Raw genomic sequence first — 25,517 nt, 5'->3', positions numbered from 1 at the left:
CCGCCGCCATTGGCGGGCCAGCTGAAGCAGAGCACCTCGACGCCGTACCGGGCCTCGAGCCCGGCGGCTCGCTCCAGCACATCGTCAAGATCGTTGTTGAAGCCGTGTACGAACAGCAGCAGGTGTTTGCCGGTCTTGAGCTTCTGCTTGGCCGTGCTGCCGGTCCCGGCGCAGCGCTCCAGCAGCTTGCGCGCCACATAGGCGCTGGCCGGGTGGGGGAGGTCGGGGTCAAGGCCGACGCTGGCGGCCATCTCGGCGGTGATCTGATCCGGCAGCAGGTCCAGCTGCCACTGCTTGCCCTGACGCCGGGCCTCGGCGAGGCGCAGTTCGTTGGGGCCCTCTGCGGGTTTCTCGCCAAAGATCTCGCTGGGGGTCTTGCCCTGCTCGTTGACCATCCGGTTGGTGACGATAAACATGGTGCTCTCCTTGTTGTCGTGCTCTCTTCATGACCGGCCACGCCCCGGGCGCCCCGATCACTGGCAAAGAGCCTAGTCCGGATCCGGCAGCCTGTCCCACGGCGCGCCTTGCCTCGCCAAAGGGGTTACGACGATGTAAAGGCGAACGGGATTTGGGGGAGTGGCGCCTTCGGGGCGGCGAGGGCTGGGAGACGCTGTCATCAAGAGAGGAAGAGGTCCGGATGGACGGGGCCTGCGCCTCGTCAGGACCTGAGGGCGGCGAGGGAGGAGGGGATCCTCAGGCGCACTGTGATCCACTCCCCGACTATGGTCTGACATGCACGCCCGCTATTTGATTATGCAAATGGATGGGCTTAAGATGGCCGCGCGCAACGATCAGATTGATAACAAACGGAAGTTAGGAGATGCCGATGGAAAGCAAAGTAGTTATCCCGACCCAGGGCCAGAAAATCACAGTCGATGCCAGCGGCAAGCTGCAGGTTCCCCACAACCCCATCATTCCGTTTATCGAAGGGGATGGTATCGGTGTGGACGTGACCCCGGCCATGTTGAATGTGGTGAATGCTGCGGTCGAGAAAGCCTACAAAGGCGAGCGCAAGATCGCCTGGATGGAGATCTATACCGGCGAGAAATCGACTCATGTCTATGGCGAAGGTGCCTGGCTGCCGGCCGAAACCCTGGATTTCATTCGTGAATACTGCGTGGCCATCAAGGGCCCGCTGACCACCCCGGTCGGCGGTGGTATTCGCTCCCTCAACGTGGCCCTGCGCCAGGAGCTGGACCTCTACGTCTGCCTGCGCCCGGTCCGTTACTACGAAGGGACCCCGAGCCCGGTCAAGCACCCCGAGCTGACCGACATGGTGATCTTCCGCGAGAACGCCGAAGACATCTACGCCGGCATCGAGTGGAAGGCAGACAGCGATGAAGCCAAGAAGGTGATCGCTTTCCTGCAAAACGAGATGGGCGTGAAGAAAATTCGCTTCCCCGAGTCCTGCGGCATCGGCATCAAGCCCATGTCCAAGGCCGGTACCGAGCGTCTGGTCCGTGCCGCCATCGAGTACGCCATCGACAACGATCGCGACTCCGTGACCCTGGTGCACAAGGGCAACATCATGAAGTTCACCGAGGGTGCCTTCAAGGATTGGGGCTATGCCCTGGCCCAGAAAGAGTACGATGCCCAGCTCATCGACGGCGGCCCCTGGTGCTCCTTCAAGAACCCGAAAACCGGCAAGACCATCGTCGTCAAGGACGTCATCGCCGATGCCTTCCTGCAACAGATCCTGCTGCGTCCGGCCGAGTATGACGTCATTGCCTGTATGAACCTCAACGGCGACTACATCTCCGACGCGCTGGCGGCCCAGGTCGGCGGCATCGGCATCGCGCCGGGCGCCAACATCGGCGACGGCGTTGCCCTGTTCGAAGCCACCCACGGCACCGCGCCGAAATACGCTGGCCAGGACAAGGTCAACCCGGGCTCCCTCATCCTCTCTGCCGAGATGATGCTGCGCCACCTGGGCTGGACCGAGGCGGCTGACCTCATCGTCAAGGGGATGGAAGCGGCCATCGCCAACAAGACCGTCACCTATGACTTCGAGCGTCTGATGGAAGGGGCCACCTTGCGTTCCTGCTCCCAGTTCGCCCAGGACATGATCGACCAGATGTGATCCGGGTCGTTGAAATGCAAAACCGGCGCCATGAGCGCCGGTTTTTTTATGGAAGAGAGCAGGTCGTCAGGTGGTTTTTTCCACGTGCTGCTCGTAGATCTGCTGCCATTTGCTGGTCTCGGCCTCATCTCCACGGGCCTGCCAGAATTCGCAGATGGAGCTGGCGAGCTCGGATGCCATGGCGTGGTCTCCGTCACGGCGGCTCATCAGATATTGTCCCAACCAGCTTTGATATTGTTTCATCGCCCGATCTCCTTATCTAAGGTGCCCAGAGGGGAGTGCTCCAGGCGTCAAGGTCGCGCAGGAGCGATTCGAACTGGGCACATGTTGTGCTGCGCCCGGCAGGTGTTGGTCGCCGGATCCGGTGGTTATCTCACCGGAAAAAGGGGACAACGGGGCGCAGATGTCAAAAAACGGTCTCTATCGTATCACAAAATAACCAGTCAGTGGGGCTGGATGACAAATCAGGCTGTCCAGCAGTCTGGCCGTCTGTGTCATGGTGGCGAGGGCTGAGGCGCCATCTTGCTGATCTCGCAGCAGAAAAACCCGCCAGGTCGGCGGGTCAAGGGGGCGAAAAAAAGATCAGATCCGGGCGCAGGCCAGGTATTTTTCCATCTCCTCGGCGGGCACCATGCCGCCGCCGGTGGCCCACACCAGGTGGGTGGCCCCGGCCATATTGGCAGCATCCAGTCCCTGCCCACTCTGCCACTCAAGATTGGCGGCCACTCGCCAGGGGCCAGCCATGCCCGCCAGTGCCGAGGGCTCGAGCCGGATCTCTTCATCCCGGGCCAGGAGCCCCAGCAGGTCGTACATCTCCTGATCCCTCAGGGTGTAGAAGCCCGCAAGCAGCCGCTCCATGGCGCGGCCGACAAAACCGGAGGCGCGTCCCACCGCGAGGCCGTCGGCGGCGGTGAGGTTGTCGATGCCAAGGTCTTGCACCGCAATGGCATCGTGCAACCCGGTGTGGACCCCGAGCAGCATGCAGGGGGAGTGGGTGGGCTCGGCGAAGAAGCAGTGCACGTTGTCCCCGAACGCCAGCTTGAGACCAAAGGCCACCCCGCCCGGGCCACCGCCGACGCCGCAAGGCAGGTAGACGAAGAGCGGATGGTCAGCGTCCACCCTGATGCCCATCTCGTCGAACTGCTTTTTCACCCGCTCGCCCGCCACCGCATAGCCGAGGAACAGGGTGCGAGAGTGCTCGTCATCGATGAAGAAGCAGGCGGGATCGCGTTCGGCCTCCTTGCGTCCCTGCTCCACCGCCACCCCGTAATCGTCGGCATATTCCACGACGATGGCGCCATGATCGCGCAATTTTTGCTTCTTCCACTCCCGCGCATCGGCGGACATGTGGACGGTGACGCGAAAGCCGAGGCGGGCACTCATGATGCCGATGGAGAGGCCGAGGTTGCCGGTCGACCCCACCGCGATGCTGTACTGGCTGAAGAAGTGGCGGAACTCGTCCGAAAACAGCGTGCGATAGTCATCCGTCTCGCGCAGCAGCCCAGCCTGGATGGCCAGGTGTTCGGCATGGGCCAGCACCTCGTGGATGCCGCCGCGCGCCTTGATGGAGCCGGAGATGGGCAGATGGCTGTCTTGTTTGAGCAGCAACCTGCCGGTGAGTTTGACGCCGTAGCGCCCATTGAGGGTCCCCTGTAGGGTCGGGATGGCGGCGATCCCGGACTCGATGATGCCGTGGCTGGCGCGGGTTTCGGGGAAGGCCTCGCACAGGTAGGGGGCGAAGCGGGCGAGCCGGGCGGAGGCGGCGGCCACATCGTGCCGGGTGAGCCCCACATGGGGCAATCCTTCCGCGAGGGAGGTGGCCCCCGGATTGAACCAGGTCACAGGGGTGAGGGCGATCAGCGGTTCGAGCAGGGGAAAGCGGGTGATGAGCCCGGCAATGTCGGTGTGTGTCATGAAAGCCTCTCGGGGTGGTGACGGAATCATCCCATTGAACGGCGCCAGCGTTGCCGTGACAAATGATAAAACGCGTGGCTTGGATGAGCCCAGTTGATGCAAATGGCCATCTACCCTGTTGTGTCTTCGCATACGGGTGAGTTGAGTCTTCCTGGTGAATGCAAACCTCGCCCTTCTGGTATCATCCGCCAGATAAAAGAGAGGGAGGCCCAACCATGCAACGCGATGAGCACCCGGGGGTGAGGAGCAAGCTGCTCAGCAGCCATCAGCTCGCCAGGCTCCACACCTTCGAGGCGGCGGCCCGCCACGGCTCCTTTGTGCTCGCCGCCGACGAGCTCTCCTTGAGCCCAAGCGCGGTGAGCCACCGCATCTCGGCCCTGGAAGAGGCGCTCGGTTTTTTGCTGTTCCAGCGCTTTCACCGCAAGGTGGCCTTGACCACGGAGGGGCAGCGCATCTTCTGGGCCCTCACCTCCTCCCTGGAGTTCATCAATCAGGAGGTGCTGGAGATCAGGGAGCAGGCGCTGTCGGGATCCCTGACGCTGCACTCGCGCCCCTCCATCGCCCAGTGCTGGCTGGTGCCAAGGCTCGCCGATTTTTCCCGTCTGCATCCTCACATCGAGCTCAACCTGCTGACGGGCAACGAGCACATCAACCTGCACGGCTACGGCATCGATCTGACCCTCAACTTCGATGCCAGAACCCCGACGGGCCTGGCCATCCACCCCCTGATGGATGAATACATGGTGCCGGTGTGCAGCCCGCAATACGCCAGCGACCACGGTCTGATGGGGGAGGTGAGGAATCTGCAGCAGTGCCGCCTGCTCCATGACAGGCAGGCCTGGGGCCAGGACACCGACAGCGACGAGTGGCGCACCTGGGGGGGGCACTGGGATCTCTCCCTGGAGGCTTGCGCGTCGCACATGGGATTTGATCGGGCGGATCTGGCGATCCTTGCCGCCACCCACCACGCCGGTGTCGCCATGGGGCGCAGGCAACTGGCAAGCCAGGCGCTGGCGAGCGGAGCGCTGGTGATGCCCTTCCCGGATATGGCGGTGCGCTGCGAGCCGCGTTATTACCTGGCGACCCTCCCTCACCGCCAGTGTCCCAAGATCCAGGCATTCATCCGCTGGATACAGGATCAGGCGCAAGGGGCATCCTGACACGGGACCTGGTTTATTGTCTGCGAAGGTCATGGCCATGAGCGCACTATTTGTACAATAAGGGCCAGCACTGCTGCTAAATGACCTGGCGCAGAGCGACGCGGGTAAGAGATAACACCGTGTGCAACGGATGAGGTGAGCCTGAGATTAACCGGGGAAAATAGGAAATAAAGTCTGTGAGAGTATTCCCAATAAGTATCAGGCAGGGAATTAACCACGGTGAATAATGTCCATATGGTGTCAGCGCGCTGCCGGATGGTATAAAAACATTATGTTGTTATCCAATGGGCATGCTATTCTCAAATCGTGTTATCCCTGTGACATACAAAAATAATTTTGTGAGGAAGTAATGAACGAGTTTCTGAAGGTTCTGCTGAACATTCGCAGCTTGCGCGCTGCCATTCGTGAACTGCCGTTTGAGCAACTGCAAGAAGCGAAAGAAAAGTTTGACCTGGTATATAACGAGCGTGCCGAGTCCGTTGAACAGGAACGCGCCGAACAGGAAGAGCGTCAGCGCAAACTGAATGAATTCACCGAAATGCTGCAACAGGCTGGTATCGATCCCCGTGAGCTGATCGGCAGCGTGGCGGCTCCGGCTGCGGCGGGCACCACCAAGAGCAAGCGTGCTCCCCGTCCTGCGAAATACAAATACCAGGAAGACGGTCAGGAGAAGACCTGGACCGGTCAGGGTCGTATGCCCAAGGCCATCGCCGAGCAAGTTGCGCTGGGCAAGGATCTGAACGATTTCCTGATCTGATCGCCAGCTCCGATTCTCGATAATGCCGCCTGCAGGGCGGCATTATTATTTTCAGAGTTCAGATGATGTCGCAGTAAAACCCAATTGCGCAGGTTACTCCGGTTAATTGGAGAGCCTCGTCTGGAATAGCCATAACCATCATGTGCCCAATAAAGGTGGCGCATCATCTTCCACGCCACCTCGCCACTTATACGCACTGAGGACTCATACAGCCCGTTTTTCTTCGTCCCTTGTGAGAAACGAACATGGATACCTGCTGTGACAGAATGAAATAGCGGCGGTGGATACTCATCTGTACGCCTGAGCGGCCCGTCTCTTTTTCATGCTGATGCATGACGCCCACCGCCTATTAATTTATCCCCTCTATTTATGGTCTGTTTGACACCGCTCTTCTGCGATATATCCGCACGATGCCGGACAATGTGCGGATGAGGCAGACACGGATTGGTGGCAAACAAATAAACTGAATGCTAGATGACGGGTTGTCCGAGTTCAGACTGAACGGCGTGTGTGTATTTTCTCCGGGTGCGGCGACGGGCCTGGACCGCCTCTGCCAGCATGGCAAGCAGGTGTTTACTCTCTTCCCAGCAGAGGCAGGCATCGGTCACTGACAGACCGTATTGCAGCTCACCCAGAGGTGCCGGTTTCTGGTTTCCTCCCAGCAAGAAGCTCTCGACCATGACGGCGGCGATGGCTTGGCTCCCTTCGCTCAGCTGGCGACAGAGCTCTTTGGCGACCTTCAGCTGGTTCGTGTGCAGCTTCTGGCTGTTGCCATGGCTGCAATCCACCATCAGGCGAGGGGGGAGTCCCTGGCGGGTGAGGCGGTCTGCTGCCTCCGCCACATCGCTCTGGTGGTAGTTTGGCAGGGTACCGCCACGCAGAATGATATGGCCGTCGGGATTGCCTTCGCTCTTGATCACCACCATGCCGCCCTGGCTGCCGGGGGCGGTGAAGAGGTGGGAGGCGGTACTGGCCTGGATGGCATCGATGGCGACCCGGATATTGCCGTCCGTACCGTTCTTGAATCCCACGGGGCAGGGCAGTGCGGAGGCCAATTGCCGGTGGACCTGAGACTCCGTGGTGCGTGCCCCGATGGCGCCCCAGCTGACGAGATCGGCGAGATAGAGAAAGCTGGTGGTGTCGAGGAATTCGGTGGCGGTGGCGAGCCCCAGCCCATTGATGTCGAGCAGCACTTGGCGTGCCAGATGCAATCCCCGATTGATGTCGTTGCTGCCGTCCAGGTGCGGATCGAAGACCAGCCCCTTCCAGCCCACCGTGGTGCGCGGCTTTTCAAAATAGGCGCGCATGACTATCTGAAGGCTGTCTTCATAGGCGGTGGCGAGTCGTGCCAGCCGCCCGGCATAGTCCAGGGCCGCGACGGGATCATGGATGGAGCAGGGGCCAATCACGACCAGGAGGCGATCGTCTTCACCTGCCAGGATCCGGCGTGCCTGATGGCGCTGGTTGTCGATGTGCCGGGCCATGTCGGCCGGACAGGGGTGCTGCGCCAGCAGCTCGGCAGGGGTGGGTAGCGCCTCTATGGCGAAGGCGCGCATGACCGAATTCAAAACTGCCATCTGGAGTTACCTTGCTGTGCATGTGTGCGATGGGGAACCCGTATGCGGCATCCTGTTGGGAGCAGACAGATTCACGGCTCATCGCAGTTGTTGAGAATGATTGTCATTATCTTGGTGTTTGTCTCAAATGCAAGTGCAATGAAATCGCCAGGCGAAGATGGGGGGAGAGAGAACGATGGCGGGGGAACCGCAGCAAAAGCAGGCCGCTCCCCGAGGGAAGAAGCCCGCCAGTCACAAGATAAAGAGGGGGTCAGCTGTCCATCACGGCGTGCCTGTCCTGGTGGTAGGCGTCTTCATCCTTGCCGCTGCGCCAGTAGGGGACTGCGTAGACCCGCTGGCGCTCGGCATCCAGGGTGCGTCTGACGTGGCGGCGCAGCGGCACGACCAGGCTCTCTTCCCCGCCAAACCAGAAATAGCTCCCCTCGGCGACCATGGGCTGGGCGGTGAAATGCGCCACCAGGGTCGCGGCCTGTTCCGGATTGCCCACGAACCAGCGCAGGTCGACGCCGGCCGGCAGCGACAGATCCTGCACGTCGTCCTGATGGGGGACCAGCAGGGCGATATGGCCGAGGGCATGGGCCGGCATCACTTCCACCATGGCGCTGATGGCGGGCAGGGCGGTGAGATCCCCCGCCATGTAATAGTGCTCGGCCATTTGCAGCATGGGGTCGGGGCCGCCCGGGCCCGAGATGGCGAGCCTGTCACCCGGTTTGGCGTGCAGGGCGAAACGACTGGCGGGGCCGGCCTCGCCGTGCAGGGCGAAGTCGATGTCGAGCTCCAGCGCCTCCCGGCGAAACGCGCGTATGGTGAAGGTGCGAATGACGGGTTTCTGGGCGGGATCGAGCCAGCGAGGCCCCTTGTCGGTGGGGGTGGGCAATACTATCTCGCGCTGACCCGGTCGGGGCAGCATGATCTTGACATGAGCACCGCCACAGCTGAAGGGGTAGTCCACAAGCTCGGGGCTGGTCAGGCAGATTCGGCGCAGGTGCGGGCTCACATCCTGAACATGCTTGACGGTGAGCAGGCGGGGGCGATTGGCCGGGGCGGGTTGAGACATGGGCATACTCCTAGCTGATGATGGCGCCCATTCTTGATGAAATGAAAACTATTATCAATTGGTTTGTGGGCAGAATGGGTCGCGATTGACCTCCTCGGGATGTCCATCGCGATACCACACTCTCTGCCTGGGTCAGGTTCGATCGCTTCCCCCCAGTGCCCGATAGATGCCTGCCATGTTGTTGAGCTGGGCCTGTTGCTGTGCCAGCAGAGCGAGCTCGGCATCCCACAGGCGGTTCTGCTCATCCAGCCAGGGTTGCACCCCGGTGGCACCGGCCAGAAAACGGGCGCCAGCGAGCCTCTCGGCCTCCCGGGCATAGGCCCTCTGCTGCTCCAGATAGCGCAGCCGCTGTTCCCCTTGCTGACGGGCGGCCAGGCCATCCTCCACTTCCAGCAGCGCGGTATAGAGCTGCTTGCGAAATTCGGTTTCGGCAATCTGGTAGTCGATGTCGGCGCTGGCGATGGAGAGCCGGGTCTTGTTGTACTCGAGGAAAGGGAGCGCCAGCGTGGCGCCCAGGGTGCCGACTGGATTTTGCAGCACCTGGGTCAGGGTATCCGAGGTGGTGCTGGCACCGCCGGTCAGGCTCAGGGTGGGATAAAAGCCGGTGCGGATCTCGTCTCCCCTCGCAAGGGTCTTGCGCAGCCTGAGTTCGGCGGCGCGCACATCGGGCCGCCGGGCCAGCACATCGGCGGGGATGCCAGCTGCCAGGGACGGGATCGGGCCCATGATCAGGGCGTCGGGAGCGTCAGCGAGCGGCCCGCTGCTGCGGCCCAGCAGCAGGCGAAGAGCATTGCCCGCCTGTGCCCGCTGCTGGGTGAGGGTGGCGAGCTCCGCCTGCTTGCCTGCCTTCTGCTGGCTGGCCTGTACCAGATCGAGTCGGGTCACGGCGCCCGCCTCGTATTTGGCGCGGGTCAGGCGTTCAATGCGCTCCAGATTGGCCAGTTGCTGGGTGCCCAGGGTCATGGCCGAGCCGAGGTAGGCCAGTTGCCAGTATTGCTCCAGGGTCTTGCCGATGAGCAGCAATCGGGTGGCGGCCAGATCCTGTTCGCTGGCTTGTGCCTCCCAGCTCGCCTGATCCCTTGCCGCGGCCAGTCTGCCCCAGAGATCCACCTCGTAGCTGAGGTTGAGGGAGGGGCCCAGGTTGCTGCTGGCGCTGCCATCTTTCATGTTCTTGGTGCCGCTGGCCCCGAGATTGGCGCTGACCGAGGGGGTGAGGTTGGTGTCAGCCAGATCGGCGCCGAGCAGGGCGTTCTTGAGCTTGAGCCCGGCCACCCGCATGTCCGGGTTGGCGGCCAGCACCGCCTCGACCAGGCGATCGAGCGCGGGATCCTGGAATCCCTGCCACCAGGGGCCAGCCTGCTGCACGGTGAGACCACGGCTCTTCTGCTGCCATGCTGGCGCAACGTCGAGATCGGGTCTGTGATAGGTGCTCTGCTGGCTGCAGGCACCGAGGCTGGCGGTGAGCATCAGGCTTAGCCCGAGCCTTGATAGGTTGTGCATCGTCATTCCCTCGCCAGTGCCTCCACCGGATCGAGCCTGGCCGCATTGCGGGCGGGCAGGTAACCAAACAGGATCCCGATGAGGGAGGAGCACCCGAAGGCCATCAGGATGGAGAAGAGCGAGAAGCGCATCTGGAAGCTTTCCACGAGCAGGGAGAAGAGAGCGCCGATGAGCAGGGCGAGGCCGATACCGAGCAGCCCCCCCAGCAGGCTGACCATCACCGCCTCGATGAGGAACTGTTGCAATATGTCGGACTGGCGGGCGCCGACGGCGATGCGGATCCCTATCTCCCGGGTGCGCTCCACCACCGAGACCAGCATGATGTTCATCACTCCGACGCCGCCGACGATGAGGGAGATCACCGCGATGGCGGAGACCAGCAGTGTCAGGGTGGCGGTGGTCTTCTCCACCGATTTGACGATGCTGTCGCTGCTGAAGGTGAAGAAGTCCTTCACGCCGTGGCGCTGGGTCAGCAGGGCGACTGCCGCCTGCTCGGCCAGGGCGGGCTGGACGCCGTCTTTGACCCGGATGGTGATCTGGGTGAAGTGCTGCTGGGAGAGGAGACGGCTCATGACGGCGCTGTAGGGGAGCCAGACATTGACCGACTGGCTGCTGCGGCCAAAGCCGGTCTCCTGGGTGACCACCCCCACGATGCGCACCGGCAGGGTGCCGACCAGCACCACCTGGCCGACCGGGTCCACCTTGCCGAGCAGGCTCTCTATGGTCTTGCCATCCACCACGGCGACTGCCGTCCGGTTTCGAATGTCCCGCTCATCGAGCAGGCGCCCCTGGGTGAGCGTCATCCCCTTGACCCGGAAAAAGTCGTTGCCGACCCCGATCACGCTGCCGCTGCTGGTCTTGTTGCGATAGCGAAGCTGGCCCGACGTCGCTATCTGGGGGCTGGCCCCCTCCAGATAGGGCTGGCCGAGCAGCGCGTCGAGATCCCGCTCGTTCAGGGTCTGGATGCTGGCGGCCTTCTCGTCTCCCCAGTCCTTGCCGGGGAAGATGTCGATGGTGTTGGTGCCCATGGCGTTGATGTCGTCGATCACCTTGGCGCGCGCCCCCTGACCCAGCGCCACCACGCTGACCACGGCGGCGATGCCGATGATGATGCCGAGCATGGTGAGGAAGGTGCGCATGCGATGGGCCAGCATGGCGTGCAGGGCCATGCGCCCCGCCTCCCGGTAGCGATCCCAGCCCCGGCTTGCGGTGCGGACGGCGGCGCCTGTGCTCTGTGCATCTTGCCCGACAGGGGGAGGGGCCAGCTGGCTGCCGTCACCTGGCTGCGGGTGGGCCGGCGTCCCGGATAGGGAGGGTGAGGCTGCGTTGTCATCGGTCGCCCGATGGCCGCTGTCCTCCACTACCCGCCCGTCACGCAGGGTGATGATGCGATCCGCATGGCTTGCCACCGCCATGTCGTGGGTCACCAGAATGATGGTGTGGCCCTGGGCGTGCAGCTCCTTGAGGATGGCCATCACCTCCTTGCCGCTCTGGCTGTCGAGAGCGCCGGTGGGTTCGTCCGCCAGGATCACCTCGCCGCCGTTGGCGAGCGCCCGGGCAATACTGACCCGCTGCTGCTGACCGCCGGAGAGCTGGCCGGGTCTGTGGTGGCTGCGATCCTGCAGTCCCAGGCGGGTCAGCAAGGTGCGGGCACGGGCCTGGCGATCAAGGCGGGCAGTGCCGGCATAGATGGCGGGGATCTCCACGTTGGCGGCCGCATCCAGATGGGGCAGCAGGTGATAGCGCTGGAAGATGAAGCCGAAGTGGTGGCAGCGCAGCCGTGCCAGGGAGAGGGCATCCAGGGTCGCGGTATCCTGGCCGCGAAACAGATACTGGCCGCCACTCGGGCGATCGAGGCAGCCCAGCAGGTTCATCAGGGTCGATTTGCCGGAGCCGGAGGCGCCGACGATGGCCACCATCTCCCCGGCATCGATGGCGAGATCCAGCGGGTGCAGCACGGTCACTTCGTGCTCTCCGCTTTGGTAGCGCCGCTCGATGCCCTTGAGACGGATCAGGGGCTCGCTCACGGCTCCATCTCCCCTTCATCGTGCAGGGCCGGCTTGCCCTGCTCCAAGATCACCTTATCCTGCTCGCTCAGGCCGCTCACCACCTCAATCTTGATGTCATCCTTCATGCCGGTCTTGATGCGGCGGATCTCTCTCTGGTCCCCCGCCTTGAGCAGGCTGACCTCGTACTCATTGTCGCCAGTCTTCTTGCCGAGGGCGGTCTGGGGAATGGCCAGCACCTGCTTGCGCTCGCCGAGCACGATGGTGACCTGGGTCGTCATGGCGACCCGCAGCTGATGGCCGGGGTTGGGCACATCGAACAGGGCATAGTAGTAGATGGCCGCATTGCTGGTGGCCGTGGTGCTGGCCGTCTGCTCATTGATGTTGGTGGGGGCCAGTTCGACCGTGCGAAGGGTACCGTGGTAGCGAGTATCCGGATCCCCTATCAGGGTGAAATAGACCGGCATGCCTGCCTTGACACGGGTGACGTCCGCTTCGGAGATCTGGGCCTTGACCGTCATGGTGTCGAGATTGGCGAGCTTGAGCAGGGTCGGTACCGTCTGGCTGGCGGCCAGGGTCTGCCCCTGCCGGGTGACGATGGAGACGACGGTACCATCCATGGGGGCCTGAATGCGGTTGTAGCCGAGCTCCGTCTTGGCGCGTTCCACCTTGATGATGGCGTTGTCGATGTCGGCCTGGGCGCTTTGCAGCTCGGCCCGGGTGACGGCAAGCTGGGCTTCGGCGCTCTCCAGATCCGCACGAGAGCTCGCTTCCTGCCGAAACATCTGCTGCTGGCGGCGCCAGGCAAGCTCGTTCTGTTTGAGCTGTGCCTGCTTGATCTTGAGCTGGGCGCGGCGGCTGGCCAGCTCAGCTTCGGCGGTCTTGAGGTTGTTCTGGGCGATCAGGGGATCGATCTCCGCCAGCAGCTCTCCTTGTTTGACCTGTTGACCCGCTTCCACCGCGAGATAGGTGACCTGACCCGAGACCTGGGCCCCCACATCCACCTGCTCGATGGCCTGCAGTACGCCACTTGCGAGCACCGTCTGCTCCACATCCTGTCGGGTAACCGTTGCGGTCAGTACCGGGTCCGGTGTGTTGCCTGGCCAGGCCAGCCAGGTGACGAGAGGGATCAGCACAAGGGCGAGCAGGGCGAGCTTGCCGGGTTTTCGAAGAGCTTTCATTTATCACCTGAACGAAACGAGCGAAGGCGTGCAAGGGCCATATCGTGCAGCAAATGGCCCTCAAAAAGAAGCGAGCAATGTGTAAGAAATCGTGTGGTTCTGGCGGTGACGCAGTGGAGGAGGTCAAGCTGGGGGAGGGTGACGGCGGGGCGTCAGAAACAAGAAGACCCGCTCAGGGAGCGGGTCTTGTGGTGTCAACCGACGGCTTTGAGCAAGGCGGCGTGAGGCTCGTGGCAGATCTGGATATCGAGGGGCAGTTTGTAGAGGAGCAGACGGGCCAGCGAGCCCTCCATCCAGTGATGACGGCTGCCGACCAGCAAGAGGTCGGCGGGGTGAGCGGTCAGCCAGCGCTGGAGATCCGGCACCACGTCATCCACCACCAGACACTGGTAATCCACTGGGTGAGACAGCTGGGTGATGAGTTCACTGATGATCGCCTTGGCATCCAGGGTGCCCTGGGGGCTGCGCTCCTCTTGTGACAGGGACAGACTATTGCGACGGGTCTTGCTGCTGTGGGTCAGGTGCAACAAGGTCAGGTTGGCGCCCAGCCCTTGTGCCAGACGGCTCGCCTTGGCCAGTGTCTCCTGCTCGTAATCCTTGCCTTCCAGCAACAGCACAATATTGGTCGGGCTCATAAGCAGTTCTCCTTGGCAGGTGCGGGTCAGACGGCGGAAGCGCGCTCCCATCCTCCCTTCCCGCGAAATGTCAGCTCAAACGAACCCGGTGTGTTTGCATCAAGCGTCACCTTCTGTCGATGGCAACTGAAGGTACCGAGTCCGTTTACATCATCATAACAGACTGAGTTGAATGGAAAATGAAGGGATGTGTCCGTTCGAAATGTGAATGAGTGCAACGAAGATGAGTGGCGCCCTGACCATGGCGATGGAAGCCCGACTGGGTAATGACCAGGCTGGCAGGTTCAGACTGAGCATCAAGACACGTGCCGCGGATTAGCCAGGGCAGCCCCTCGTTCTTGCTTGCGGCTCACGGCATGGGCCAACCAGGCCGGCGCCGTCGGCAAGAGGCTTCAACTGGCCACTGCGATGATGACTCGGTCAATCTGAAAGGGCCGACATGGGCGGGGGGATATCCCGCCCGCCCCGTGGTCAGCTTGCGAGCAACTCACGGGCATTGGCCAGGGTGTTGTCGGTGATCTGATCGCCCCCCAGCAGGCGGGCCAGTTCGTTGAGCCGGGCGCCCGGGGTGAGCGCCTGCATCTGGGTTTCCGTTGTCTTGCCGTCGGTGTGTTTGCTCACCACCATGTGCTGGTGACCCTTGCCTGCCACCTGGGGCAGGTGGGTGACCACCATCACCTGGGTGGATTCGCCGAGCTGGCGCAACAGGCGGCCCACCACGGCGGCGGTCGGGCCGCTGATCCCCACATCCACTTCGTCGAAGATAAGGGTCGGGGTGGAGATCTTGCGTGCACTGATCACCACGATGGCGAGGCTGATACGCGACAGCTCGCCGCCGGAAGCCACCTTGCCAAGGGGTTGGATGGGCTGACCCGGGTTGGTGGTGACCATGAACTCCACCCGATCGATGCCAAGGGGCGAGAGGCTGCTCTGGGCATCGGGTCGCACCTCGATGGCGAAGCGGCCATCTGGCATCGCCAGTTCGTGCATGCTGGCGCTTACCTTCGCGCCCAGCTCCTCGGCATAGCGCTGGCGGCTCTGGCTCAGGGCCTCGGCGGCCTGCATGAAGGCCTGGCGGGCCGAGGCCAGCTCGTCCTCCATCCCCTCGAGGCGCTCCTCGTCGGAGTTGAGGCGGGCCAGATCGGCGGCCAGCTCCTGATGGTGCAGGGCCAGCTCCGCCGGTTTGACATGGTGCTTGCGTGCCAGGTTGATGGCCTTGGAGAGGCGGCTCTCCAGCTCGTTGAAGCGCTCTGGATCCAGTTCCAGCCGGTCGAGGTAGCTGCGCAGCTCGCTGTGGCTCTCCTGTACGCCGATCAGGGCTTCGTTGAGCATGCCGAGCACGTTGCCAAGCCGGCTGTCCATGCCGACCAGGGTCTCGGCCCTGTCCACGGCCGTCTGCAGCAGACCGGCGATGGTGGTCTCTTCATTGTCATAGAGCAGATCGAGGCAATACCCGCACTCCTGCATCAGCTCGGTGCCATTGGCGAGCCGCTGATGCTCCTCTTCAATCTCTTCAAACTCTCCCGGCTGAAGGGCAAATTCGTCCAGCTCCTGCACCTGGTATTCGATGAGTTGACGGCGAGCTTCCCGCTGCTGCTGCTCGGCCTTGAGCCGGTTGAGCTCGTTTTGCAACTGGCGCCACTGCTGGTAGTGGCGGCGCACATCGTCGAGGAGCAGATGATGACCGGCGTAGCCGTCCAGCAGGGCGAGCTGGTAATCGGGTTTGAGCAGCATCTGGTGAGCGTGCTGACCGTGGACGTTGACCAGCAGTTGACCCAGGTTCCTGAGCTGGGCGAGGGGGACGGGAACCCCGTTGATATAGCTGCGAGAGCGCCCCTCGGCGGACAGTACCCGCCGGACGATGCACTCACCGTCATTTTCAAGCTCGTTGGTGGCGAGCCAGGCCCGGGCGGCAGGATTACCCTCTAGCAGGAAGCGGGCACTCACCTCGGTCTTGTCGCTGCCCGGGCGCACCATGCTGGCTTCGGCGCGCTCCCCCAGGCACAGCCCCAGAGCATCGATGGCGATGGATTTGCCCGCCCCGGTCTCCCCGGTGATGCAGGTCATCCCCGGTTGCAGATCGAGCTCGAGAAACTTGACGATGGCGAAGTTGTTGACGGTCAGCTGGGTCAGCATGGTCTCATCCTGTATGGGTCAACATTACTGTGTATGCATCCAGTATATACTGGTCTTATATACAGTAAAGTGGGCAGGGAGGATTTTTGCGAAACAGGGGGAGGGCAAGGATGTCAAGGCCGCGGCATGAGTGTGACGCCGATCAGATGGCCTGCAAAATCAACCTGCGTACCTGGCATGGGCTGAGGCGATGCGAGAAGCCACCTTGAGGGGCTCTCTTGTGGTGAGTGGCTGGCTGAGACACACTCGAAACAGTCCTGGTTGAGCCTGGGCTGTGTACAGACCTCTTCGCAAGGATGCGTCACGATGATCCATACCCCGACCCTGCTGCTGATCTCCCTGGCAATCAACCTGATGTCGGGGCTGATCATGCTGTTCATCCACTCCCTGAAGCCGGGTCGAGGCAACTTTCTGTACTGGTCCCTCTCCGCTTTTCTCTTCTCCCTCTCCATCCTGCTGCTCAGTCTGGGGGTGTTGGGCGGCCATCCGGCGCTGGGCATCCGGGTCGGCGGCCTGGTCTCGCTCATGAGCATCCTGCTGTTGCTCGCCGGTTTTTGTGCGCTTTACGAACGCGCATGGCATCCCCGTACCGTGAGGGGAGGCGTGGCGGTGTTGCTGCTGCTCTATCTGGGACTGTCCAGCCTCGCCCCCGTGCGCATTGTGCTGGCTCTGATGGAGTCGATGTTGTACCTGTGGTGCGCCTGCCTCATCGTCTCTCTCGGCCGGCAACAGAAGCGGGTGCTCCATGTGGTGGCGCTCATTTACCTGCTGCATTTCACCATCCTGCTGAGTCAGGGGGGGCTGCTCTTGCTGGGAGCCGAAGGGCGGATGGGAGACGGAGGCTGGCTCGATCTCATCTTCTTCATGCATATGGTGCTGACCATCGGCTCGGTGTTGCTGCTGCCTCTGGTGGCCTATGTGGAGACGGAGGAGGCATTGCTGGCGCTCTCGGAGCGGGATCCCCTCACCGGGGTGCTCAATCGGCGCGGTCTCTTCAGGCAGGGAGAGGGGGCTATGCCTGGGCAGACGCGCTGCGTGGTGGTCCTGGATATCGATCACTTCAAGCGGGTCAACGACCAGTTTGGTCACGGCTGCGGGGATGAGGTCATTCGCTATGTGGCCGGGGTGCTGGTGGCCGAGGTACGCAAGGATGATCTGGTGGGGCGCATCGGTGGCGAGGAGTTCGCCATCATCATGGGGGGCGTGAGCGGCCAGATGGCCCGCGACATCTGTGACCGGATCCGCCGCCAGATAGAGACGGGCTCCCGGCAGGGGGCCTGCCTGCCTTGCGAGGGGGTCACGGTGAGCATGGGGGTCGTGTGCGCCAGTGCCGAGGCTGACCTGGCACTGATGCTGACCAAAGCCGATGCTGCCATGTACCGGGTGAAGGAAGCGGGGAGAAACGGGGTGCATCTGGCATTCGAGCCGGCACCGCCTCGGCTGGTCGAAAGCAGCGAGGGGTAGACCCTCGCCACCGGTGTTGCCTGGCTAGAAGAGCTTGCTGCCCCAACCGAGCTTGTTGCGCAGCACGTGGAAGTAGCTGTAATCCAGGGGATGCACCAGATGCAGCTTGTGGCTGCTCTTCTTGATGAGGATCTCGTCCCCCGGGTGGACCGCCAGGGTGACCTGGCCGTCGCAGCTCACCTGCATGGCGTCGTCCTGGTTGTCCGGCGAGACCAGCAGCCGCACTTCGCTGTCCGCATCCAGCACGATGGGGCGGCTGCTCAGGGTGTGCGGGAACATGGGCACCAGCGTGATGGCGTTGAGTTTGGGGGTGAGAATGGCGCCCCCTGCCGACAGGGAGTAGGCGGTGGAGCCGGTGGGTGTCGCCACTATGATGCCGTCCGAGCGCTGGCTGTACATGAAGCTGCCGTCGATGTAGACCTCGAACTCGATCATGTGGGCGATCTTGCCCGGGTGAAGCACCGCCTCGTTGACCGCGAGGTTGCTCGACTTGCGCTCCCCGTGGCGATAGACGGCGGCCTCCAGCAGGAAGCGATGCTCGCTCTTGAAGTGACCCGAGAGCACCTGCTCCAGGGGCAGCAGATAATCCTGGGGCGAGAGATCGGTCAGGAAGCCGAGGTTGCCCCGGTTCACCCCGATCACCGCCACATCAAACCGTGACAGCACCCGGGCGGCCCCCAGCATGTTGCCGTCACCGCCGACGACGATGGCGAGATCCGCCTGCTCGCCGAGCTGCACCAGATCCATCACGTTCTCCCCGAGCAGCCCCAGAGTATGGGCCACCCGGCTCTCCAGCAGCACGCGAAAGCCGCGGCTGGTCAGGTACTGGTACAGGCCGGTCAGGGTCTGGTTGGCCCCCTCGTGATGGGGCTTGCCGATGAGGGCAACGGTTTTGAACGGAGAATCCATAGGTTATCGGGTCTGGGAGAGTCTTGGGGGGAGTATACCGCGCTTTGCCGGGGATTTGTCTGCCTCCGTGGCGGTTGGTGCAATCGGCCCCGAAAAGGGGCTGCCTGGCACGCGGATGGGCGCCATTGTGCCCGATCTGCCCTTTTCCCCTTGAAAGCCGGGGCTGTGTCCCCATAATAGCGCCAACACAGGGTCTGCTGGCGCGTGTCGCTTGTCTGAACGCCAGCCACCCTCACACGCAACCCCTGAATATTGGAGATGTCATGAGCCACGAAGAACAAAAGGTTGAAGCGATGGAGCAAGTGGAAGCCCAGCCAGTCGAGCCGACCGATGTAGACAGTGAAGTGACAGCCGAGCAGGCCCGCATCGCCGAGCTGGAGGCCCAGCTGGAGGCGGCCCAGCAGGCCTCCCTGGAAGAGCGCGAGCGCGCCATTCGCGCCGTTGCCGAGATGGAGAACCTGCGTCGCCGTGCCGCTCAGGACGTGGAGAAAGCCCACAAGTTTGCACTGGAGAAGTTCGCCGCAGAGCTCTTGCCGGTGCTGGACAACCTGGAGCGCGCCATCGAGCTGGCGGACAAGGAGAACGACACCCTCAAGCCGATGATTGAAGGGGTCGAGCTGACCCTGAAATCCATGCAGAGCGGCGTGGCCAAGTTTGGCCTGGTGGCGCTGGACCCGACCAACCAGCCGTTCGACCCCAATGCCCACCAGGCCATGAGCATGGTGCCCAGTGCCGACGTGGCGCCGAACACCGTCATCGCCGTGATGCAGAAGGGCTACGAGCTCAACGGCCGCGTCATCCGTCCGGCCATGGTGATGGTCTCCAAGTCCGCTGACTGATCGCGCTGTTCTCACCAAGCCCGCCGCTTGGCGGGCTTTTTGTTGGATGTGGCGCCAGAAAACGTGTCTGGCGTCATTTGGCTGTCAGGTGGCCTGTATGCAGGTTTTTTCAGGGCCGGACTTGAAGCGCCGACTTGAGACCCCATATAGGTTGCAAGGCCACGGCGGCACAAAAAATTTGATGCCGGGAGCTTGAAAGCCACAGTGGCAGGCCCCCCCTAGCCGTTAACGTATCAAGGCGAGCCCCTCGCCAGTTTATTCAAAGTATTTGGAGATTCGTCAAATGGGTAAAATCATCGGTATTGACCTGGGTACTACCAACTCCTGCGTCGCTATTCTGGATGGCGACCATGCTCGCGTGATCGAGAACGCGGAAGGCGACCGTACTACTCCGTCCATCATTGCCTATGCCGATGACGGCGAAATCCTGGTTGGTCAGCCGGCCAAGCGCCAAGCCATCACCAACCCGAAGAACACGCTGTTCGCCATCAAGCGTCTGATCGGCCGTCGTTTCGAAGATGACGAAGTACAACGTGACCTGAAAATCATGCCGTACGCCATCGCCAAGGCCGACAACGGTGACGCCTGGGTTGAAGTGAAAGGCAAGAAGATGGCACCGCCGCAGATCTCTGCCGAAGTGCTGAAAAAGATGAAGAAGACCGCCGAGGACTACCTGGGCGAGCCGGTGACCGAAGCCGTTATCACCGTACCGGCCTACTTCAACGACGCTCAGCGTCAGGCCACCAAGGATGCCGGTCGCATCGCCGGTCTGGATGTAAAACGCATCATCAACGAGCCGACTGCGGCTGCGTTTGCCTACGGCGTCAACAAGGTCAAGGGCGAGCGCAAGGTTGCCGTATATGACTTAGGGGGCGGTACCTTCGATATCTCCATCATCGAGATCGACGAAGTCGAAGGGGAAACCACCTTCGAAGTGCTGGCGACCAACGGTAACACCCACCTGGGTGGTGAAGACTTCGACAACCGCGTCATCAACTACCTGGTTGACGAGTTCAAGCGCGAGCAGGGCATTGACCTGCGCAACGACCAGCTGGCCTTGCAGCGTCTGAAAGATGCCGCCGAAAAAGCCAAGATCGAGCTCTCTTCTGCCCAGCAGACCGACGTGAACCTGCCGTACATCACAGCAGATGCCACCGGTCCGAAGCACATGAACATCAAGGTGACCCGCGCCAAGCTGGAATCCCTGGTGGAAGACATGGTGAAAGACTCCCTGGAGCCGGTTCGTGTCGCCCTGAAAGACTCCGGTCTGGCGGTTGGCGAGATCGACGACGTCATCCTGGTGGGCGGTCAGACCCGTATGCCGCTGGTTCAGAAGACCGTGGCCGACTTCTTCGGCAAAGAGCCGCGCAAAGACGTCAACCCGGACGAAGCCGTGGCCATGGGTGCTGCCATCCAGGGTGCCGTGCTGTCCGGTGACAAGACCGACGTACTGCTGCTGGACGTGACTCCGCTCTCCCTGGGGATCGAGACCATGGGCAGCGTGATGACCGCGCTCATCGAGAAGAACACCACCATTCCGACCAAGAAGTCCCAGGTGTTCTCAACCGCCGAAGACAACCAGTCTGCCGTGACCATTCACGTGCTGCAGGGTGAGCGCAAGCGCGCCAGCGACAACAAGTCCCTGGGCCAGTTCAACCTGGAAGGCATCCGTCCGGCACCGCGTGGTCTGCCGCAGATCGAAGTGACCTTCGACATCGACGCCAACGGCATCCTGCACGTCTCCGCCAAAGACAAGGAGACCAACAAGGAGCAGAAGATCACCATCCAGGCCTCTTCCGGTCTGTCTGATGACGAGATCGAACGCATGGTACGCGAAGCCGAAGCCAACGCGGCCGAGGACAAGAAGTTCGAAGAGCTGGTGCAGGCCCGCAACCAGGCTGACGGTCTGGTCCACTCCGTGCGCAAGCAGGTCACCGAAGCCGGTGAAGCCCTGCCTGCCGACGAGAAGACCAAGATCGAGACTGCCCTGAGCGAGCTGGAATCCGCCATCAAGGGTGACGACAAGGCTGCCATCGAAGCCAAGCAGCAAGCGCTGCTGGAAGCGTCCCAGAAGCTGATGGAGATTGCCCAGCAGCAGGCTCAGGCGCAAGGCGCCGCCGGTGCTGACGCCGGTCAGTCCTCCTCTTCTGCCAAGGCTGACGACGACGTGGTCGACGCCGAGTTCGAAGAAGTGAAAGACGACAAGAAATAAGCCCGACCCGGATGGGCGAAGTCCGCTTCGCCCATCGGCTCAGAATCTGTTCACGGTCTGTCGCGAGAGGCCGTCAGCAAGGTAAAGAGCAGCGCAGGAACCGGAGCGTACAGATATACGTGAGGATTCCGAGCAGCACATGAGCCTTGATCACGGCTTCGTAGTAAGAGTGTGAGCAGATTCGTCAATGAATTTACGGGCGTTGGGTAACCAACGCCCGTCTGCGTAACTGCTGATATAGCAACAGGATGAGTATGTCGAAGCGCGATTTCTACGAAGTGCTCGGGGTGTCGAAAGGTGCCGACGAGCGCGAGATCAAGAAGGCGTACAAGCGTCTGGCCATGAAGTATCACCCGGATCGCAACCAGGGTGATGCCGGGGCTGAAGAGAAGTTCAAAGAGGTCAAGGAAGCCTACGAGGTCCTGACCGACGAGAACCTGCGTGCCCGTTATGACCAGTACGGTCATGCCGGGGTGGATCCGAGCCAGAGTGGCGGCCACGGCGGCTTTGGCGGTGGCGCCGATTTCGGCGACATCTTCGGCGACGTGTTTGGCGACATCTTCGGTGGTCGCGGGGGCGGTCGTCGCGGCCCGGCCCGTGGCGCCGACCTGCGCTACAACATGGAGCTGACGCTGGAAGAGGCGGTGCGCGGGGTCTCCAAGGAGATCAAGATCCCGACCCAGGTCCACTGCGAAGTGTGCAACGGCTCCGGTGCCCATACTGGCAGCTCCGCCCAGACCTGCCCCACCTGCCACGGCTCCGGCCAGGTGCAGATGCGCCAGGGCTTCTTCGCGGTGCAGCAGCCCTGCCCCCACTGTCACGGTCGCGGCAAGATCATCAAGGATCCGTGCCGCAAGTGCCATGGGGAAGGGCGTTACCAGAAGACCAAGACCCTGTCGGTCAAGATCCCGGCCGGGGTCGATACCGGGGATCGCATCCGTCTCTCCGGCGAAGGGGAAGCGGGGGAAACCGGCGCATCGGCGGGGGATCTGTACGTACAGGTTCATGTGCGCGAGCACGAGATCTTCGTCCGTGACGGCAACGACCTCTACTGCGAAGTGCCCATCAGCTTCACCACGGCGGCGCTCGGCGGCGAGATCGAGGTGCCGACCCTGGATGGCCGGGTCAAGCTCAAGGTCACGGCAGAAACCCAGACCGGCAAGCTGTTCCGCCTGCGGGGCAAGGGCGTCAAGTCCGTGCGCTCCGGCCAGGTGGGGGATCTGATGTGCAAGGTGGTGATCGAGACTCCGGTCAAGCTGACCGAGACCCAGAAAGATCTGCTGCGCCAGCTGGACGACTCCTTCAGCGGCGCCGCTGCCAAGACCCACAAGCCGAAATCCGAAGGCTTCTTCGAAGGGGTGAAACGCTTCTTCGACGACCTGACCAAATAAACGCGACCCGCGTTACCCAAGCCGGCACGGATGTGCCGGCTTTTTTTTGCCCGCCATCTGGCCTGGATCCCCCCTTATTGAGTGGATCCCGATGAGGGATCCTCCTCACAACTTCCGCCAATTCCCCCTGTACAAATGTTATCCCGCTCACACTCCAGCTGAAACGGTTTAGCTGGCATATTGAGTCAGCTAAAGCGGTTTAGCTATGCTCGGCTCGTCAACAACAACAGAGCCCGGACGGGCGACAGAAGACAGGTGAGGACGATGACGATGTTCAAGAGCAAGTTGGCGCTGGCCGTGGCGCTGGGATTGGGAATGAGCAACCCGTTGTGGGCGGCGGATGGTGGTATCGAGGCTCGTCTGGCGGCGCTGGAGGCGCGGGTGCAGGCGGCCGAGGCGCGTGCCACCGCTGCCGAAGCACGGGCCGACGAGGCCCAGAGCAAGGCAAACGAAGCCCGCGAGACGGCCGTGGTGGCCAAGGCTCAGAGCGAGAAGGTGGACAAGCAGACCGTCGGGGCCCAGGGCTTCGAGTTCCACGGCTATGCCCGCTCGGGCCTGCTGGTGAACGGCAATGGCAACGGTGGCCGCGGCGGCCCCTACATCACCCCGGCCGGCTCGGTGGGCGGCGCCGTGGGTCGCCTTGGCAACGAGGATGACACCTACATGGAGGCCAACCTGCTGAAGACCCAGACCTTCGACGATGGCAGCTGGGCCCGCTACAAGCTGATGCTGGCGGACGGGGTGGAGACCAGCAACGACTGGACCGCCAGCGATTCCAGCCTCAACACCCGCCAGGTGTTTGCCGAAATCGGCGATCTGGCGAGCTTCAGCGGTCCTTTCCAGCACTCGGTGCTCTGGGCGGGCAAGCGCTTTGACCGGGACAACTTCGACATCCACTGGCTCGACTCGGACGTGGTCTTCCTGGCCGGCACCGGCGGCGGCGTCTACGACGTGCAGCTGGCCGACAGCTGGAAGGCAAACTTCTCCCTCTACGGGCGCGACTACGGCGACATCAGCGCGAGCGGTCTCTCCGACATCGAGAGCTACATCCTCACCATGAACAACCGCGTTGGCAACTGGCAGTGGATGCTGAACGGCCTCTCCGCCAAGGACAACGAGGCGCGCATCAATGACGGCGGCGCGGGCAGCGAAGCGGCGAACAAGGGGGCCCACACCCTGGTGGCCTACCACGCCGACAGTTTCTTTGGCATCAACCCCGGTTTCTCCAAGGCGGCGGTGCTGTATGGCCACGGTCTGGGGGCCGAGCTCAAGGGGCTGGGCTCCGACAGCGAGCTGCTGCCGGATGCCGATGCGGTGCGGGTCGCCGTGTTTGGCGCCACCGATCTTGCGCCCCGCTGGCGTGTCGCCCCGGCCCTGCTGGCCGAGCACAGCCAGGATCGTTACGTGAAGGGGGACGAGTACCGCTGGGTGACCCTCAATGGCCGCCTGGCCCAGGTGCTGAGCCAGAACGTCGAGCTGGTCTACGAGGCGACCTGGCAGTACATGGACCTCGATCCCAAGGGCTACAAGGGTCGCCAGGCGGTGAGCGGCGATTTCACCAAGCTCACCTTCGCGCCGACCTTCAAGGCGCAGACCGCCGGCTTCTTCGAGCGGCCCGAGCTTCGGGTGTTCGCCACCTGGATGGACTGGTCCTCCGAGCTCGACAACTACGCCAGCTCCGATGCCATGGGCCAGAGCAACTTCACCGCCGGGGGCGAGTGGAACTTCGGCGTGCAGATGGAAACCTGGTTCTAGTTCGTTATCCCGATCACAAAAATGGCAGGCGGCCCCGGGATCTGTTGGTTAGCTAAAACGGTTTAGCTGATAATGCGGACCCAGAACCCGGGGCTGACCCCGGCAAATCCTGTGCAGCAGTGGAGTAGCAACAAGGTGACGAATCGTGTGTGGGTAATGGGGGATGCGGTAGTGGACTTGATCCCGGAAGGGGAGCAGCACTACCTCAAGTGTCCGGGTGGCGCACCGGCCAACGTGGCGGTGGGCGTTGCCCGGCTCGGCGGGGAGTCGGCCTTCATTGGCCGGGTTGGCGCGGATCCCTTCGGCCGCTTCATGGGGGAGACCCTGGCCAGGGAGGGGGTCGACATTCGCCACCTGATCCTGGATCCGGCCCATCGCACCAGCACGGTGCTGGTGGATCTCGATGAGGCGGGGGAGCGCAGCTTCACCTTCATGGTGCGCCCGAGCGCCGATCAGTTCCTGAGCCCCGCCGATCTGCCGGTCTTCCAGGCCGGGCAGTGGCTGCTGACCTGCTCCATTGCGCTCGCCAACGAGCCGGTGCGCAGCAGTTGCCTGCAAGCCATGGCGACCATCCGGGCCGTCGGGGGGCGGGTCTGCTTCGACCCCAACCTGAGGCCAGAGGTGTGGGGCAACCCTGCCGAGATGCTGCCCGTGGTGCGCGAGGCCATGGCCCTTGCAGACGTGGTCAAGCTCTCGGTGGAGGAGCTGCAACTGCTGAGCGGTCTGGACGATCTGGCGGCGGGGCTTGCCACTCTTTCAGGCCCGGCCCTGGTGCTGGTGACCCGGGGGGCGGGGGGCGTGGTGGCCCGTCTGGGTGGCGAGTTGCTGGAGTGGGTGGGGCCCAAAGTGACGCCACTCGATACCACGGGGGCGGGGGACGCCTTCGTCGCCGGACTGCTGGCGGCCTTGGCCGAACGGACCTCGCTGCCGACGCAGGCCGAGCT

At 62.7% G+C, this 25,517-nt stretch carries 20 protein-coding genes; 9 read left to right on the top strand and 11 right to left on the bottom strand.

Annotation, left to right across the window (positions count from 1 at the left end; all coding sequences use genetic code 11):
- On the bottom strand, positions 1-416 hold a 416-nt coding region (locus AACR77_RS01460; protein WP_042879344.1), incomplete at its 3' end, for an alpha/beta hydrolase.
- Positions 417-826: 410 nt separating this feature from the next.
- On the opposite strand from AACR77_RS01460, the gene icd reads away from it, so the two are divergent.
- Positions 827-2,080, top strand: coding sequence for an NADP-dependent isocitrate dehydrogenase (gene icd, locus AACR77_RS01455; protein WP_010673630.1), 1,254 nt, complete (start codon positions 827-829; stop codon positions 2,078-2,080).
- Positions 2,081-2,146: 66 nt separating this feature from the next.
- On the opposite strand, the gene AACR77_RS01450 is transcribed toward icd, so the two are convergent.
- Both AACR77_RS01450 and dsdA read right to left on the bottom strand, forming a co-directional pair.
- Positions 2,147-2,323 carry a hypothetical protein gene (locus tag AACR77_RS01450; RefSeq protein ID WP_010673631.1) on the bottom strand — a complete coding sequence of 59 codons (177 nt, stop codon included), beginning with the start codon at positions 2,321-2,323 and terminating at the stop codon, positions 2,147-2,149.
- A 339-nt stretch (positions 2,324-2,662) separates the two neighbouring features.
- Positions 2,663-3,994, bottom strand: a complete 1,332-nt coding sequence (gene dsdA / locus AACR77_RS01445; RefSeq protein WP_042879342.1) for a D-serine ammonia-lyase — start codon at positions 3,992-3,994, stop codon at positions 2,663-2,665.
- A gap of 215 nt (positions 3,995-4,209) precedes the next feature.
- Here dsdA and dsdC point away from each other — a divergent pair, with 215 nt between their 5' ends.
- Together dsdC and AACR77_RS01435 are read left to right on the top strand one after the other, a co-directional pair.
- Positions 4,210-5,154 carry a DNA-binding transcriptional regulator DsdC gene (gene dsdC, locus AACR77_RS01440; protein WP_042879341.1) on the top strand — a complete coding sequence of 315 codons (945 nt, stop codon included), beginning with the start codon at positions 4,210-4,212 and terminating at the stop codon, positions 5,152-5,154.
- A 349-nt stretch (positions 5,155-5,503) separates the two neighbouring features.
- Positions 5,504-5,911: an H-NS family histone-like protein gene (locus tag AACR77_RS01435; RefSeq protein WP_010673634.1), complete on the top strand. Its 408-nt coding sequence runs from the start codon at positions 5,504-5,506 to the stop codon at positions 5,909-5,911.
- A gap of 470 nt (positions 5,912-6,381) precedes the next feature.
- Here AACR77_RS01435 and AACR77_RS01430 read toward each other — a convergent pair whose 3' ends face one another.
- The 7 genes from AACR77_RS01430 to recN all read right to left on the bottom strand — a co-directional run bounded on the left by AACR77_RS01430 (position 6,382) and on the right by recN (position 16,003).
- Positions 6,382-7,488 (bottom strand): 3-deoxy-7-phosphoheptulonate synthase, encoded by a 1,107-nt coding sequence (locus AACR77_RS01430; RefSeq protein ID WP_042879339.1) that lies wholly within the window; start codon positions 7,486-7,488, stop codon positions 6,382-6,384.
- Between the two features lie 250 nt (positions 7,489-7,738).
- Complete coding sequence (locus AACR77_RS01425) at positions 7,739-8,545, bottom strand: siderophore-interacting protein (protein WP_042879337.1); 807 nt, start codon at positions 8,543-8,545, stop codon at positions 7,739-7,741.
- Between the two features lie 132 nt (positions 8,546-8,677).
- Positions 8,678-10,051 (bottom strand): efflux transporter outer membrane subunit, encoded by a 1,374-nt coding sequence (locus tag AACR77_RS01420; RefSeq protein WP_042879334.1) that lies wholly within the window; start codon positions 10,049-10,051, stop codon positions 8,678-8,680.
- Entirely contained in the window at positions 10,048-12,072 is a 2,025-nt protein-coding gene (locus AACR77_RS01415) for a MacB family efflux pump subunit (protein WP_042879332.1), read from the bottom strand. Before AACR77_RS01415 ends, AACR77_RS01420 begins: the two co-directional genes overlap by 4 nt.
- Positions 12,069-13,232, bottom strand: a complete 1,164-nt coding sequence (locus AACR77_RS01410) for an efflux RND transporter periplasmic adaptor subunit (protein ID WP_042879330.1) — start codon at positions 13,230-13,232, stop codon at positions 12,069-12,071. The genes AACR77_RS01415 and AACR77_RS01410 overlap by 4 nt, the downstream gene beginning before the upstream one ends.
- 194 nt (positions 13,233-13,426) lie before the next feature.
- Positions 13,427-13,867 (bottom strand): universal stress protein, encoded by a 441-nt coding sequence (locus AACR77_RS01405; protein WP_041213254.1) that lies wholly within the window; start codon positions 13,865-13,867, stop codon positions 13,427-13,429.
- A 471-nt stretch (positions 13,868-14,338) separates the two neighbouring features.
- Positions 14,339-16,003, bottom strand: a complete 1,665-nt coding sequence (gene recN, locus AACR77_RS01400; protein ID WP_042879328.1) for a DNA repair protein RecN — start codon at positions 16,001-16,003, stop codon at positions 14,339-14,341.
- A gap of 306 nt (positions 16,004-16,309) precedes the next feature.
- On the opposite strand from recN, the gene AACR77_RS01395 reads away from it, so the two are divergent.
- Positions 16,310-17,467: a GGDEF domain-containing protein gene (locus AACR77_RS01395; protein WP_042879326.1), complete on the top strand. Its 1,158-nt coding sequence runs from the start codon at positions 16,310-16,312 to the stop codon at positions 17,465-17,467.
- A 24-nt stretch (positions 17,468-17,491) separates the two neighbouring features.
- Here AACR77_RS01395 and nadK read toward each other — a convergent pair whose 3' ends face one another.
- Complete coding sequence (gene nadK / locus AACR77_RS01390; protein WP_010673644.1) at positions 17,492-18,376, bottom strand: NAD(+) kinase; 885 nt, start codon at positions 18,374-18,376, stop codon at positions 17,492-17,494.
- 263 nt (positions 18,377-18,639) lie between these two features.
- On the opposite strand from nadK, the gene grpE reads away from it, so the two are divergent.
- From grpE to AACR77_RS01365, 5 genes are all read left to right on the top strand, one after another.
- Positions 18,640-19,215: a nucleotide exchange factor GrpE gene (gene grpE, locus AACR77_RS01385; protein ID WP_029314044.1), complete on the top strand. Its 576-nt coding sequence runs from the start codon at positions 18,640-18,642 to the stop codon at positions 19,213-19,215.
- Between the two features lie 283 nt (positions 19,216-19,498).
- A complete protein-coding gene (gene dnaK, locus AACR77_RS01380; RefSeq protein ID WP_010673646.1) occupies positions 19,499-21,427 on the top strand; it encodes a molecular chaperone DnaK in 1,929 nt (642 codons plus the stop codon).
- Between the two features lie 254 nt (positions 21,428-21,681).
- Positions 21,682-22,818 (top strand): molecular chaperone DnaJ, encoded by a 1,137-nt coding sequence (gene dnaJ, locus AACR77_RS01375; protein ID WP_042879325.1) that lies wholly within the window; start codon positions 21,682-21,684, stop codon positions 22,816-22,818.
- Positions 22,819-23,082: 264 nt separating this feature from the next.
- The gene (locus AACR77_RS01370; protein ID WP_081999358.1) at positions 23,083-24,573 is read left to right on the top strand and encodes a carbohydrate porin; all 1,491 of its coding nucleotides are present in this window, start codon (positions 23,083-23,085) and stop codon (positions 24,571-24,573) included.
- Positions 24,574-24,729: 156 nt separating this feature from the next.
- A partial coding sequence (locus tag AACR77_RS01365; RefSeq protein ID WP_042879321.1) for an aminoimidazole riboside kinase occupies positions 24,730-25,517 on the top strand: 788 nt, incomplete at its 3' end.

Origin of the sequence: Aeromonas sp. ZOR0002 (assembly GCF_963866995.1) — a bacterium.
Taxonomy (GTDB): Bacteria; Pseudomonadota; Gammaproteobacteria; order Enterobacterales; family Aeromonadaceae; genus Aeromonas; species Aeromonas caviae.
The sequence above is the reverse complement of the archived record's forward strand: the minus strand, read 5'-3'. Positions and strand labels throughout refer to the sequence as shown.